We start from the raw sequence: 14,328 nt of genomic DNA, 5'->3' as shown, positions 1-14,328 counted from the left end.
TCCTCAAGGCTCGGCGGGCAGCGGGCATGCCAGGGGCCCGTAGGTCTGTAAGGCCCGTGGCTTGCCGTCCGGCAGCCGCAGGCGGGTTTCGCAGCCGCGCCCGTCGGGGGTAATGGCGCGCAGCCGGTTGTCGGTCGCCAGGTTCTCCAGCCAGGCAAGCCCCTCCCAGCCTACGTATTCCTCCGGCTGATCGTCGCGCAACAGGCGGGTGCCGACCGGCAGCGGTTGACCCCGCCCATCTTGTAGAATGACGCTGGCCGCGCGCAGCGGCTCGATAGGGAAACAGAGCAGGTAGCCGCTCTGGCGTGGCACCGCAAAACGTTGCTCGATAGTGGCGGCCGTTAAATCGGCCGGGATGTTTAAGATATCGATATCGTATTTAGCCGGATAATAGGCGGTTACGTTTGGGATCAGCAGGTAGCCCGATCGGTCGGTCGCGCCGGCCGGCTGGTTTTCATAACGGACCAGCACATCGGGATGACCGGTTTTTACCAGGACAAACGCATTATCTAATTGATTTGCCGCCAGCAGCCGGCCGTCCATCGTCACCAATGCGCCGCTGACATCTCCCCATTGAATAGCGTTGCCGCCGACGCCGTAAAAGCCGCCGGAGGTCTCAACATACCGGTTGCGCCATTCGAGCGTGGCCTGGCGGTAATCTTTTTCCTTTTGCTGCCGGGCATAGGACGCATCCCAGCTAATACCGCCGTCGTTGGGCATGGCGCGGGAAACCGTCAGGCGCTGCGCGGTACCGCCGGGCCTGTCTCGCTCCACGCTGAGGCTGGCGCTGGCCAGGCTGCTAAAGGGAAAAACCAGGGAGATGGCGCCGGAGTAATCCTGCTGTTGCCGATCGTAGCTGCCGGTCACGAACAAACTGGCGTCGCCCCACAGATTCTTGCTCCAGGACAGGTTCCATAAGCGGGTGCGTTCGCCCCCCTGGCTGCGAATATCAATCAGCGCCGCGCCCAGGCTGCCATAGCGATTAAGCGTGATGCTGGCGTTGTATTGGGCGCTGCCGCGGCTTAACGTCCAGGCGGCGTGGGGTGAATGAAAGGCGTCGTTATCAAGTAGCGCCAGATTGCCAAAGCGCCGGCTACGCCATGTGTGCCGCATGCCGACGCTGGCCACCCGGTTATTGTATTGATAGCCCCAGCCATATTGCTCTCCTTCGCCCCCGCTTAGCCGGCTGCGGGTCCAGGAGCCGTCCATCACGCCCGCGCGCCCCAGCTTTACCAAGCTGCCCGCGCCGGCCAGGGCCAGGTTTTGCGCGCCTTCGGCATGGCTTTCCAACGTCAGCCAGTCCGTTATGCCACGGCGATAGGAGCCGCTGGCCACCGGTGGACCATAGTCGGCATTTTTCACGCCGTAGCCGCGTCGCAACGCGCCGGCGGCCAGGGAATAGTCGGCCAGCCCGGGTTTTAACAGGCTGCTGGAAACATAGAACGGCAGTTGGGTGACAACCTGACGGCCCACCGCGTCCGAGGTGACGATCACCACATCGCCCGCGCCGTTGATAAAGGGCATGTTGCTGAGCGAATAAGGGCCGGGCTGCAGGGTATTACTGCTGGTCCGGTAGCCGTTGATAAACATATCGATGGTGGTCGGCACCGCCGCCTGGCCGGCAAACGCGGGCAGGGGATAGGTAACGATATCCGGCCGTACCGAAAAATCGCGGGCAATCTGGGCGCCGCCGATGCGTACGCTGCTGCTCCAGGCCAGCGCGTCGGTAACCGCGTCGCCGACCACCCAGCGTAGGGCATGCTCCTCGCTCTGGTTGGCCCAGTACGTATCATAACGAAGATAACCGCTGCGGCCGCTGTCCATTCCCGAGATCTGGCGCTGTGCCACGCCGTCAACCGAGAGGTGCCCGGCGTCGCCAAACGCGCGCAGTTCATTCCAGACGGCCAGGCGCACGCCGCCCCGGTCGACACGGCTGCCGTAAACATCATAGTTGAACAACGCGCCGGGGCTGACGCGTCCGGGATGGCGCCGGCCACCCTGCTCCAGGCTCAGCGACTGTTCCGGCAGCCAGCGGGCCGGCACCGATAGCAGCAGCCGTTGCCGGGGGCGATCATAGGTCGCCTTGACGTCGGGAATGGCGGACACATCCGTAAACGTAGCGCTTAAGCGGTCGGCCGGCAGGCCGGCCTGCAGCAGATCGGCGGTGGGCACGATGTAATGCCCGTCGCGAAACTCCACCGGCACAATCCTGCCGCCGGCGGCTTCGTTGACCACCAGCTCCAGCAGATAGTGGGGGTGCGCCTCCCCCGGCGCAACGCCCGGCGGCGGCGGCAGCGTGGTGAAGGTTTCCGCCTTGCCGTCCAGAGGAAACAAATAAGCGCAATAGCTCAACACGCTCAAGGCATAGCGCCGGATAAAGGCCGGCGAAGGACAGTTTATCATCAAGCTGGCCATCCTCTAGCGGGCGGCGGCTCTGCTGCGCCATACCGTTTTGCGGTTGTCCACCCGCGCTTCCAGCAGCGAACCGGCATCTACAGGGGCTTTTAGCGGCCAGCGGTAGCTGGAGTTGGCCAACACGTAGCCGAACAGCCCGTCGGTAAGCTGATATGTCCCCAGCCGCGCTCTGCTCAGCCGGGCGTGCACCGGACCGCGGTTGGCAATCTCCAGGCAGGTCTGGCCTTTTACCTGGACAAGTCGCCAGCTTAGCAGCGGCGCGCCGCTGTCCGGCGAGGCCTGCCCGGCATAGACAAACAGCGGAATGGAGTAACGCATCTGGAAGGTTAGCGAATTGGCGGGATCGTCGACCCGGTCGCCGGGAGTGGGGATTTCGTCAAGCAATATCCGGTAGGCCTGTTCCCGGCCGGCCGCGGCCGGCGTTTGCCTGATGAGGCGTATCAGCTGTTTTTGGCCGGCATCCAGCCTGAGCATGGGCGGGCTGGCGATAATATCCTGCTGCGTATGGAACCGCTCGCCCTCACCGGACTGTTGCCAGGCAAAGATCCGCACCTGTAGCAAGGTGGCGGTGGCGCCTTTGTTTTCCACCCACAGTTCGGCGGCTTTTTGCGCGCCGGCCATCACGGGATCCACTGGCCAGATAAGCACGGCGTGTCCCGCCCATGCCGCCGGTAGCCATAGGCTCAGCAACAGAAGCGCGAGCGCGAAACGCCCGCGGTTTGCTATTTTCATATTAGATCCTTCTAAATGGTTACCAGGACAGGGTTACCGTCAAGGTATCGGCATAGGTTCCTGCCGGGTTAAATCCATTCAGCTGCAATTGTCCATAAATCGGGAATTGTATCGCCTCGCCATCGGTATAGCTGATTGGGACCGCCTGATTAACCGGGATTTCACTGACCGGCGTAAAACTGGCGCTGGTGAAAAGACGGTAGGCAATCAGGTCGTTGCCGTTCAGCCGCTGAAGGTTACGCGTGGCGGTGAAATGATTACCGCCGCTGATATTCATCATCAATGTCATACCCGGCGTACAGGCCATGGAAAACGTGGCGCTTTGCACCACGGCGGCGTTGACCGGGCGGGCGTCGATACCGGACAAGCTGCCGAAATCCAGGGTACCGAGCACGCCGCCGCCCTGGATCCGGCAACCCGCCACCACCGATGCCGACACCTGGAACGTTTGGGTGGGCAACGCCTGCAGCATGCCTGAGTACAACGCCAGCATCGGTCCCAGCGCCTCGCCGAGGCCGCGCCGTCGGTAAAACGCGTTGCGTAATAACATCCCTGCATCACCCGCTGTCAGTAAATGACCTGGACGTTGATAACGTCGGTATAGGTGCCAGCCGGCACGGCGGTATTATTGCCGCCCTGGCTGACGCGCCCGTATACCGGGTAAATATTACCGTTGACCGGATCCGGGATACCTGAGGCCCTTAGCCTGGTGTTATTGGCGATGGGGGTAGTGAAGGCGGCGTCATTGTATAGCGTATAGGCGATACCCTGGGAGGCGTCGCTGCCGAGCACCAGGTAACGCGGGCTGGCGGTTTCCGCGCCATAGACATTCGTCGGCGCGGTATTGCTGCCGATAATCTGCACGCTATAGGTGGCGCCGTCGGTACAGCGGACGCGGATGCCGTCGCCGGTGGCGCCGGTCAGGGTAGCGCTAAGGGTATCGAAAGTGGCGGGATGGGTGCCGAAATCCAGCGTGCCGAAGCTGGCGTTGGCGGTGGCCGGATCGCCGTTGATCAGGCAACCGTTGGTTAGCGTCAGCGTGGCGTTAATGGTGCCGGTAGTCGCCGCCGCCCGGGCAAATCCCGTCAGGGCGCAGCCCAGCCACCATGCCAGGAGAAAAAACTTCATATGCATACTATTCCTCATGGGAACCAATAGACATTGCTCAAAGGGTAATTAATAAAAATAAGAACATTATTTTTTTGAAAAATATATCGAATAATAATTAAAGATAAGGTGAGTGAATGTTAATAGGCCATGGCCGGGGATATCAGGTATTTTATGCTGGTAAAAAAACCGTGACGAATAATGAACCCTTACAGTCAGGCCGGTTATAGATTGCGGAAGGCATAACCTATAAAAGTAAGAGTGGACAGGGATGAAGACAGCCAACCTGACGGCCGTTAAGTATTACCGACACAATCTTGGCGAGTATCATAATCAGCGGAATGCGCGGAGCATCAGCCAGGAGCAGCAGCGACAATGGGCAAGCCGTTTGGCGCGGGGGCCGGCTGGCCCGGCCAAAGCACACACGGCGCAATTGATATTGCAGACAATACTTATTATCTCCAATGTCGTAGATACGATGACGCCGATCGCGGGCGTTGCGCAACCGCGCGACTACGCCAGAGGAGACCGACGCTATATGGCGCATCAAGCAATAGGCCGCCTGGTAATTACCAGTGAAAATATAACCCGACACGTTCCACCACTCAATGGCGCCCATTTAATGGGCGCCAGAAATCATTATTTCTACGGCGACCGTGCTCAAGGTATCGATAAACTTGCGCCACAGTCGTTATATAACAAATCTCACACCATCCCGCTCACGGCTAAAAACCCCCGAAAGGAGAGTGAAATTAACATCGCCAGGATGAAAAAGACTAAAAAAACAAATGATTATCATCGGGTGAAATACTATTATGACCGGCATAAAGGCTATCCGGTACTGCGCGACCAGGCCAGGGATGGGCTTAAAAAAGCGCTGAAAGCCCATGCCGGCCTGGATATCGACACGGACCGGACCTATTTCCATCATTTCAGCTCCGCCATCAACGATCCCAGCGCCATTACCGGCTGGCGCCACGAGTCCGCCAGCCTGGTGGCGTCATCAACCCTGACCGGATGCGTGCTGCAAAACTTTCCCGCCGATGCCCAGGATAATCTGGACATCGTAGACCTGATGGCGGGGGTCTATAGGGTGGATGCCAACGGAGCTCAGGGGTTCGGCGGTGAAAACCAGGTGTTGTTAAAGCCGTCCGCCCTGGTTAACATTATCTGGGACATGGATTTTTACAGCACGTACCGGACTGCTTTAGCGCATTACTGGAAAAATCAGCAGAGCCAGGAAGTGACGAATATCTACTCCTTGATTTTTGCCCTCGCCGGCGCAAGGCGTCATCTCCCGCATGAACTGCAGGGATTGTTGTTAAGCCGGTTTGGGTTTGGCGATAAAAACCCGGCCAATAGCAGCGTTTATCTATTTGATATCAACGGTTACCAGGCCACGGATCTGCTGGTTTTTGCATGGCCTGACGTCTTGGGCTACATAATTTATATGCCCAGAAATAAAATGATCAAATGGTTTAAATCCATTGGACAATTACGCACATGGGTCATCGAAAGCTGCCGGGAAAAATTGTCCCGTCATGGCATAGCTGTGCATTTTTCCCTCTATGACCGGCAGGACGGCATAATTTATGCGGGCGTGGACAGTTGGCTCGATACCTTCGCCGATAAAAAATCCGCCGGACAATATGTCGCCAGGATTTGGCAAAAAAGGGTCCCGGTTACCGGTGAATTAAGCCAGGTGTTGCTAAAACGGCAGGAAGAACGCTCCTATGCCGATGCCGATATATTGATAAAATCGGATGCCGAGGTCCGCAGGGATATGCTGGGGCGCTATCTTAACGCCGCGGATGCCCTGTTGCCCAACCCGGTGACCCCGTTTATTTCGCTCGGTATCAATTTGGAGAAAATGTCTTCCGGCGACAACGCCGCCGAGCGCGACCAGGGTATGTCCGGCGCAATCAATGACGGCGTGAATATCCTGCTGATGGCCTTGACGGACGTGTTGGAAAAACTGGCGTCCCCCCCGTCCGGTGGCTTTCGTCCTGGTCCCGCAGTCGGCGGCGGTAAAAGCATTACCAGCCGGATACGTAAAAGGCTGAGCCTTCGTCGTCGGTTATCCGCGGTGGACGGCGTCAAACAGGGTTTTGGCGTTAAGATGCCGGTCAGAAGGAAATTCGTACCCTATCGGGAAAGGATAAAAATCCATCCCGAAATAATTAATTTTATAAAAGAAGCCGGTATTGCGGGATTGTCTTCGGTTCCCGGGGCGCGGATAAATGGCCAGGGGATAGTGCTTTCATCGGCAGGCAAACGTTATCTTAAAATCAAGGGCAAGTTTCATCAGGTGATACAGGATGCGGGAATAGGCCGCTATCGCTTGTGCGCTGACATGGACATGGCCTTATTTTATGATGATGATTACCAGTTGTATGTATTATCCAAGGAAAAAAAAGCGTCAGTCGCGAGCGAGCCTGTGGTTTACGAGGACGCGCATTGCAGGAAAAAACGCAACCCCATGCCGGCGGATCCCGGATGCGTAAAATTTTCCCAGGATTTAGCCGGGCTATTAAGGCGGTCGGGAGCGGGGATTGATGCACGGGACATCAAAAGCGAGCTGTTAAGGGATACCGACCAGGCATTTGTATATAGAGATTCCCTTAATGCGAAAACCTATATCAATTTTGAAGATAAATATTATTTGGTCAAGGCAAACAGCAATAAAAAAGGCTATGGCATCTACGCTCAACGTAAAACCGGGTTTCGCGCTATTTTCAGCAAGAATCCTAAAAAATTGATAAATGTTTTTTATAGCGCAGAGAAAGGGAAGTTATATCAGCTTTCCAAAACGGGTTATGTCCAGGAATCGCTTGATCTTTCCGCTGCCGGGGCAAAGTTATATGTGTTTTGCACCGAAAAAATCAATGAGGGGATACTCTCGTCCGGTGAAATATCCGCGCTGATAGCCTATGGCGGCACTAATTACGATGCGGTTAATGATTTTCTTCGGCAAGGCAGTCCGCCAGTGTTTATTTCTCCTTGGGTCAGGGAGGTGGTTGCCAGTCAGGCTGGCCTGCTTGAACAGGCGTTAATGAAAATACCCGCTTATCCCGGGATGGTATATCGGGGAGGCATTATGAGAAAAAAGGCATTGCGGGCGATTCATGTCAATGACGTGCTTATCAGCACCAGCTTTATCTCCACCTCGGTGGAAAAGACGGTGGCGCAGAGATTCGCCTTCAGCTCAGTGGCGCGTTTTTCGCCGGTATTGTTTGATATTTACCTGGAAAAGTCGGGGTACCCCATCATGCTTTATACCCGGCACCTTGAGGAATGCGAAGTCTTGATTCAAAGAAACGCTTTTTTTATCGTCAAAAAACGTGGGGACGGCGTTATTTCCCTGAGGGAACTCCCGCCAAAAAACGCGCTCAGCCTGCTGAAAAAGCATCCTGAAGCGCAATCTTTCGATTTTTATGGCAATAAAGTACATTTCCCAGTACGCGCACCCTAGGGCGTTAGGGTCTACGGCGCGAGCGTGTCAGGCACCCTACGGGGAAAGGCAGCGTCACCGCCAGCAGTAGCCATAGCAGTGAATAGACCGAGTCCACCCCGTCATTTTGCAGGTTGATATACAGCTTGACCGGGATCCCCTGAGGAAAATAGGAAAAGACCAGGACGATACCGAATTCGCCAACCACCCTGACCCAGGCAATCGCCAGGCCGGTGGCCAGGCCTTGGCGGGCCAGCGGCAGCGTCAGCCGGGTCAGGATCTGCCAGGAGGACGCGCCCAGTATTTTACCCGCGTCCTCCACCTCCGGCGGGACGGCGGCAAAGGCCGAACGCGCCGACATGACAAAATAGGGCAGCGCGCCGTAGACCTGAGCCATGACGAACGCGCCGGCGTTATTGGTCAATGACAGGCCGAGCCGGGTTAACAACCCGCCAAGCGTGCCGTAAGGACCATAGACGGATACCAGCAGTATGCCCAACGCCAGCGGCGGGGTCAGCAGGGGTACCAGCACCATGATTTCGACCCAATGGCGCATGGGCGACGCCGTGCGCGCCAGCCATAGCGCCAGGGGGGCGCCCAACAGGATAATCAGCGGCATGGAGATGCCGCTCAGTCCCAGTGAGACCCAAACCGATCCCCAGTCGCCATAGGCCAGGTGGAAATCACGCCAGGGCGTTACGCCCACCAGGGTGATAAACGGCAGGGCCAATAACAGCAGCGCGGGCAGCGCCAGCCAGCGGGCCGTCATCTGGCGGGGTATCCTGCAGCGGTTAATGATAAAGCGACCCGCCTTTGGGTTGCCCATAGCCGTTTTGCCTCAACAGATCCTGCCCGGCCTGGCTTTGCATATAGGCGATAAATTTACGTGCCTGGGCGGCATCCGGGGCATTGTTCAATACCGCGGCATAAAATACCAGCGGCTGGGTATGCAGGGTTTTTTCTTGTCCGGCGGCGTCTTTTACCGGGAAGCTGACCTTATCGTACCAGTCTTTCGACATGGCGGGGTTGCTCAGGTTAATTTCATCCGGCAGGGTGATGTAGGGCAATTTGGCAGAAATAGTGGCGCTTTCATAGCCGGACGCCGCGTCCACCTGTCCCGACTCCATGCGCGTCAGCAAACCGCCTTCGGCGAAAACCTGTTTCGGGTTCTGCACATCCCCCAGCACCTTATGGGCCAGCCCCGGCTGCTGATAATATCTTTCCGCCAGCAGCATGGTAAAGATAATATTCTGCCCCTGCGGATCGTTAACCGGGTCGGTGCGTCCGAACACCAGTCCCGGCGATTGCAATACTTTCCACCAGGCGGTGGCGCCGTCACCCGGAGGGGCGTGTTTAGCGGTTTCAAAGGCGGGGGCGAATTTGCTTTTGGGATTATAGACGATCACCATGCGTGTACTGGCCACCGGCACGGCCTGATCCACCAGACCGGCCTGTTGCAGGATATCCATCGGTCCGGGGGTGATGGAGACAAACACGTCGGCGACGATTTTTTTCGAGGCCAGCAGGCGCGCCATGCCATAAGCCCCTTGCCCCTGTCCCTGGTAGGTAAGGTGCCGTTCCTTGGCAAAGGCGGGGCCGAGATATTTATCCATCACCACCCCCATAGATCCGGCGTAGGTGACGCGGATATCATCCGCCGCCCGCGCGCCGGGGCTGGAAAATGTCCCCAGTGCGCTTAACAAAACCACCCTATACAAAAAGTTTCTGTTCATTGATATTGGCTACCGTTATATAAAAAATTACATAACAATAGCGGCCGGTATTTCCAAAGATCAAGGGTTTAAATTTACCAAAATATTAATGGACTATTCGGTCGTTGTGCGATGATAATTTTTATAATGCACATCAACAGCGTTAGGGATAGATGGCACAAAAGTTGCTGGATAATTGGCACGGGTAATAATATTTGCCCATGCTTCCTTTAACCTCCTGGAGAAGAATATGCTGACATCCGCAAGAAACCATCTCACCGGCACCGTTACCGCTATTGTCAAAGGCGCGGTTAATGATGAAGTAGAACTCACCCTGCCTGGCGGCAAGGCGCTGGTCGCCACTATTACCCACAGCAGCGTGCAATATCTCGAGCTGCGCGTGGGCGGCGAGGCCAGCGCGTTTATCAAGGCGCCCTGGGTGATCCTGACGGCCGCCGATACCGGCCTGCGTTTTTCGGCGCGCAATCAGTTTACCGGCAACATCACCAATATCGTCAAAGGCGCCATCAACAGCGAAGTGACGCTGGCCATTGATGACGGCATGTCATTGGTATCGGTGATTACCAACGAGAGCGTCGCCGGCCTGCGGCTCAAGGAAGGCGACGAGGCGATCGCCCTGGTCAAGGCGTCCAGCATCGTGCTGGCGACCCACGAATAACCGCCAATAAGGACCGAAACCGCCGAAGACGATCCGGTGCCCGCGCCCGCGGTGTCTGGTGGCGGCATCGAGCTGATGCCGGCTGACGCGGGTCGTATCAAGGGACGGGATGCAGCCGGACGCTGATATCGGCGGGGGGACTGTAGTAAGGCATCGAGGTGACCGCCAGCTCAATGCCGGTGCGGGCGTACTCCCCGATATTGCCGGTATTGATCCCGCCCGCCACCGCCAGCCGGCACGCGGGAGCCTGGGTTTTGGCATAGGCCAGCGCCCGGCTTACCGCGCCGGGGCTGAATTTATCCAGCTGCACCAGATCCGGGCCGGCGTCTATCGCCGCCATGGCTTCGGTTTCATTATCCGCCTCCACCACGATTAACCGGTCCGGCGCGCTAAGGCGCAGGGTCGCCACATGCTGGCGCCAATCCGCCGGATCGGCGCAGAAATGGCGGTGATTGGCGAACAACAGCACCGTATCCGCGGTGCCGCAGCGATGCAAGGTGCCGCCGCCGTCAATTACCGCGCCCAGCGCCAGCGTTTTGGTGCCGGGAATGGTTTTGCGGGTGCAGGCGATCTGCATCCGGGGATTGATCGACTGCGCCAGGGCGACCAGGTCGTGGGTGGCCTGGGCGACGCCGCTGCACCATTCCAGCAGGTTTTGCGCCACCTTCCAGCCCTGGTGCAGTCTGTCGGCCGGTCCCGCGGCGGTTAACAGCGGGTCGCCGGCCGGCGCCACCTGCCCGTCGGCCCCGGCGACGGCCACGCTGAGCCCCAGCCGTTGCAGGACCCGCGCGGCGGCGTCCAGGCCGCTGACTTTCCCGGTGGTGCGCCGGCTAAAGGTCATGACGCCCCGGCGCGCGCCGATACCCAGGGCGCGGGTGGTTAGGTCGCCGTAGCGGATATCTTCCAGCAGTAGTGAATCCAGCTCTTGATCGGAAAGAAAAAGCATGGTGTTGCCTCGTTGGCATAAGGGGAATAATGCGCCATTTAACCAGCCGCCGGCGCTCGGGCACCGGCGGCTGCCTATGATCTGGACGTATCACCAATAACACAACCGGCGGTACAACGGGATTGATACGGATCAAGCGCCGGGCCGGTCGGGTCACCGCTCCGGATAAAACACGCGCATGAACTTTTATTTTTGTTAATGTTCGTGAATGTACTAAATTCGCATTTATAGAGTCCCATATTATCAAGCGACATTGATAAAACAAGATTGCGCCGCCGGTTAATATTCCCAGGAAATACAGGCGGTAACATCTTCTGGCCGCGCAGCAACACCCGTTATTATTGCCGCCGTGACGATTGTTCTCTCCGTTGGCATGGGGATTGCTCTATTCATACTGTCTTTAAGGTCTTTATTCATTATTCAGTATTTATCAGAGGAGTTCTTTATTGTGACTCGCAAACTGGCAATTTATGGCAAGGGCGGTATCGGCAAATCGACCACCACGCAAAATACCGCCGCCGCATTAGCTTATTACCACGGCCAGAAGGTGTTTATTCATGGCTGCGACCCCAAGGCGGATTCTACGCGGCTGATCTTGGGCGGCATGCATCAGGAAACATTAATGGATGTATTACGCGATCAGGGCGCGGAAAAGATCACCAATGAGATGGTGGTGAAAACCGGTGTGTTCGGCATCAGCTGCGTAGAGTCGGGCGGTCCGGAGCCGGGCGTGGGCTGCGCCGGGCGCGGGGTCATTACCGCCATCGACCTGATGGAAAATAACCGCGCCTATTCGGACGATCTGGATTTTATTTTCTTTGACGTATTGGGCGACGTGGTCTGTGGCGGTTTCGCCATGCCGATCCGTGAAGGTAAAGCCCAAGAGGTCTATATTGTCGCCTCCGGCGAGATGATGGCGATTTACGCCGCCAATAATATCTGCAAGGGTTTGGTTAAATATGCCAAGCAGAGCGGTGTCCGTCTCGGCGGTATTATTTGTAATAGCCGAAAGGTTGACGGAGAACGTGAATTTGTCGAAGAATTCACCGCCGCCATTGGCACGCAGTTACTGCATTTTGTGCCGCGGGATAATATCGTGCAGAAAGCCGAATTCAATAAAAAGACCGTCACTGAATTCGATCCTGAATCCAACCAGGCGCATGAATACAGCGAACTGGGGCGAAAGATTATTGAAAATCAAAACCTGGTTATCCCCAAGCCCATGACCATGGAAGCGCTGGAAGCCATGGTGGTCAAATACGGCCTGGCCGATTGATCTGTTAACGGGCGATTGAATAAAGGGCCGGGCGTATGCCGGCCGGTAAGACGACCATCAACCAAATCGGGGAGTGAACCATGCCACATCATGAGTTTGAGGTTAGCAAGTGTATTCCTGAGCGGAAACTCCATGCCGTTGTTAAAGGAGCCGAAGAGGACTTGACCTCGGTGCTCCCGTTAGGCTACCTGAACACCATTCCGGGCACGCTGTCCGAACGCGGCTGCGCCTATTGCGGCGCCAAGCACGTGATCGGCACGCCGATGAAGGATGTTATCCATATCAGCCACGGGCCGGTGGGGTGCACCTACGATACCTGGCAAACCAAACGCTATATCAGCGATAACGATAACTTCCAGCTGAAATACACTTTTGCCACTGATATGAAAGAAAAACATATCGTATTCGGCGCGGAGGGCGTGCTGAAACAGAATATCCTGGAAGCGTTCAAGGCCCATCCCACCATTAAGCGCATGACCATCTATCAAACCTGCGCGTCGGCGCTGATCGGCGACGATATCGCGGCCGTGGCGCAGGATGTGATGGATGAAATGCCGGATGTGGATATTTTTGTCTGTAACTCGCCCGGATTTGCCGGCCCGAGCCAGTCCGGCGGCCATCATAAAATCAATATCGCCTGGATAAACCAGAAGGTCGGCACCGTCGAACCGAAGATTACCAGCGATCACGTGATCAACTATGTGGGTGAATACAACATCCAGGGCGATCAGGAAGTGATGGTGGACTATTTTAAACGCATGGGCATCCAGGTGCTGTCCACCTTTACCGGCAACGGCTCCTACGACGATTTGCGCGGCATGCATAAAGCCCATCTTAATGTGCTGGAGTGCGCGCGTTCCGCGGAATATATCTGCAATGAACTGCGGGTGCGTTACGATATTCCGCGCCTGGATATCGACGGCTTCGGTTTTGGCCCCCTATCGGACTCCCTGCGCAAGATCGGCTTGTTTTTCGGCATCGAAGACCGCGCGCAGGCGATTATCGACGAGGAAACCGCCCGCTGGAAACCGGAGCTTGACTGGTATATGGCGCGCCTGAAGGGCAAAAAGGTCTGCCTGTGGCCCGGCGGCTCCAAACTCTGGCACTGGGCGCACGTGATCCATGCGGAAATGGGCCTGGAAGTGGTCTCGGTCTACACCAAATTCGGTCACCAGGGCGATATGGAAAAAGGCATTGCCCGCTGCGAGGCCGGCGCTATGGCCATCGACGATCCCAATGAGCTGGAAACCCTGGAAGCGATGTACAAGCTCAAGCCGGACGTGATCTTTACCGGCAAACGCCCGGGTGAAGTGGCGAAAAAAATCCGCGTGCCCTATCTGAACGCCCATGCGTATCACAACGGCCCCTATAAAGGTTACGAGGGCTGGGTGCGTTTTGCGCGCGACATCTATAACGCCATCTACTCGCCAATCCATCAACTGGCTCTGCTGGATATCAGCCAGGACGTCATTCCCACCGGCCAGGGATTCGTTACGCAGAAGATGCTGGCGGGCGCCGCGTTGGACGAGGCGACCCGGACATCTTCCACCCTGCGTCAGTATACCGGCGGTTATGACAGCGTATCCAGATTACGCGAGCGTGTTTATCCTGCCTTTCCCGGCCAGACGGCCGCTACGGCGGAATAAGGAGACATCATGGCAAACGAGATTGAAGACCGTATCGAGCCGCTCATCGATTACATCATGAAAAATTGCCTCTGGCAGTTCCACTCCCGCGTCTGGGATCGGGAAAAGCAGAACGCGGGCATTTTGCGGATCGTCGCGCAGTTGTTGTGCGACGATCCGGTGGATCTTGGCACCCCGGCCAATCGCTGCTATTGGGCCGACGCCGTGGTGCTGGTGGACGCGTATAAACTGCATTTTCCCTGGCTGGGACTGATGGACAAAGGGGATATCAAACAGTTGATTACCGCGCTGCATGAGCGGCTGAATTACCTGACGATCACCGGTTCGCTAAACGCGGAATTAACCGATCAGCGCTATTAGAGGG

At 56.8% G+C, this 14,328-nt stretch carries 13 protein-coding genes and 1 pseudogene; 6 read left to right on the top strand and 8 right to left on the bottom strand.

All coding sequences use genetic code 11. From position 1 onward, the window contains the following. Window positions 1-3: 3 nt before the first annotated feature. From GRH90_RS18135 to GRH90_RS18115, 5 genes are all read right to left on the bottom strand, one after another. Window positions 4-2,403, bottom strand: coding sequence for a fimbria/pilus outer membrane usher protein (locus GRH90_RS18135; protein WP_162367367.1), 2,400 nt, complete (start codon window positions 2,401-2,403; stop codon window positions 4-6). Window positions 2,404-2,418: 15 nt separating this feature from the next. Beyond that, complete coding sequence (locus GRH90_RS18130; RefSeq protein ID WP_162367366.1) at window positions 2,419-3,147, bottom strand: fimbrial biogenesis chaperone; 729 nt, start codon at window positions 3,145-3,147, stop codon at window positions 2,419-2,421. A gap of 19 nt (window positions 3,148-3,166) precedes the next feature. Next, on the bottom strand, window positions 3,167-3,697 hold the full coding sequence (locus GRH90_RS18125; protein ID WP_246236129.1) for a Csu type fimbrial protein: 531 nt from the start codon (window positions 3,695-3,697) through the stop codon (window positions 3,167-3,169). A gap of 17 nt (window positions 3,698-3,714) precedes the next feature. Continuing rightward, window positions 3,715-4,281: a Csu type fimbrial protein gene (locus GRH90_RS18120; protein WP_162367365.1), complete on the bottom strand. Its 567-nt coding sequence runs from the start codon at window positions 4,279-4,281 to the stop codon at window positions 3,715-3,717. Window positions 4,282-4,945: 664 nt separating this feature from the next. Next, a complete protein-coding gene (locus GRH90_RS18115; protein ID WP_162367364.1) occupies window positions 4,946-5,185 on the bottom strand; it encodes a hypothetical protein in 240 nt (79 codons plus the stop codon). Here GRH90_RS18115 and GRH90_RS26710 point away from each other — a divergent pair. Together GRH90_RS26710 and GRH90_RS18105 are read left to right on the top strand one after the other, a co-directional pair. Then, window positions 5,096-5,764: pseudogene (locus tag GRH90_RS26710) on the top strand (dermonecrotic toxin domain-containing protein); the annotation flags it as partial. The gene GRH90_RS18115 and the pseudogene GRH90_RS26710 overlap by 90 nt on opposite strands. Window positions 5,765-6,073: 309 nt before the next feature. Beyond that, window positions 6,074-7,726, top strand: a complete 1,653-nt coding sequence (locus GRH90_RS18105) for an ADP-ribosyltransferase (protein ID WP_162367362.1) — start codon at window positions 6,074-6,076, stop codon at window positions 7,724-7,726. Window positions 7,727-7,730: 4 nt separating this feature from the next. Here the strand turns inward: GRH90_RS18105 and GRH90_RS18100 are convergent, their stop codons facing one another. Continuing rightward, window positions 7,731-8,474, bottom strand: a complete 744-nt coding sequence (locus GRH90_RS18100) for a molybdate ABC transporter permease subunit (protein WP_162367361.1) — start codon at window positions 8,472-8,474, stop codon at window positions 7,731-7,733. Between the two features lie 22 nt (window positions 8,475-8,496). Further along, window positions 8,497-9,438 (bottom strand): extracellular solute-binding protein, encoded by a 942-nt coding sequence (locus GRH90_RS18095; protein ID WP_162367360.1) that lies wholly within the window; start codon window positions 9,436-9,438, stop codon window positions 8,497-8,499. 229 nt (window positions 9,439-9,667) lie between these two features. Here GRH90_RS18095 and GRH90_RS18090 point away from each other — a divergent pair, with 229 nt between their 5' ends. Continuing rightward, entirely contained in the window at window positions 9,668-10,096 is a 429-nt protein-coding gene (locus tag GRH90_RS18090; RefSeq protein ID WP_162367359.1) for a TOBE domain-containing protein, read from the top strand. Window positions 10,097-10,193: 97 nt separating this feature from the next. On the opposite strand, the gene modD is transcribed toward GRH90_RS18090, so the two are convergent. Further along, the gene (gene modD, locus GRH90_RS18085) at window positions 10,194-11,042 is read right to left on the bottom strand and encodes a ModD protein (protein ID WP_162367358.1); all 849 of its coding nucleotides are present in this window, start codon (window positions 11,040-11,042) and stop codon (window positions 10,194-10,196) included. 448 nt (window positions 11,043-11,490) lie between these two features. On the opposite strand from modD, the gene nifH reads away from it, so the two are divergent. The 3 genes from nifH (at window position 11,491) to anfG (ending at window position 14,324) form a co-directional block, all read left to right on the top strand. Further along, on the top strand, window positions 11,491-12,318 hold the full coding sequence (gene nifH, locus GRH90_RS18080; RefSeq protein WP_162367357.1) for a nitrogenase iron protein: 828 nt from the start codon (window positions 11,491-11,493) through the stop codon (window positions 12,316-12,318). An 80-nt stretch (window positions 12,319-12,398) separates the two neighbouring features. After that, a complete protein-coding gene (anfD, locus tag GRH90_RS18075; protein WP_162367356.1) occupies window positions 12,399-13,964 on the top strand; it encodes a nitrogenase iron-iron protein, alpha chain in 1,566 nt (521 codons plus the stop codon). A 9-nt stretch (window positions 13,965-13,973) separates the two neighbouring features. Continuing rightward, window positions 13,974-14,324, top strand: coding sequence for a Fe-only nitrogenase subunit delta (gene anfG, locus GRH90_RS18070; protein ID WP_162367355.1), 351 nt, complete (start codon window positions 13,974-13,976; stop codon window positions 14,322-14,324). The last annotated feature ends 4 nt before the right edge of the window (window positions 14,325-14,328 follow it).

It is taken from the genome of Acerihabitans arboris, from assembly GCF_010131535.1.
GTDB lineage: Bacteria > Pseudomonadota > Gammaproteobacteria > Enterobacterales > Enterobacteriaceae > Acerihabitans > Acerihabitans arboris.
The sequence above is the reverse complement of the archived record's forward strand: the minus strand, read 5'-3'. Positions and strand labels throughout refer to the sequence as shown.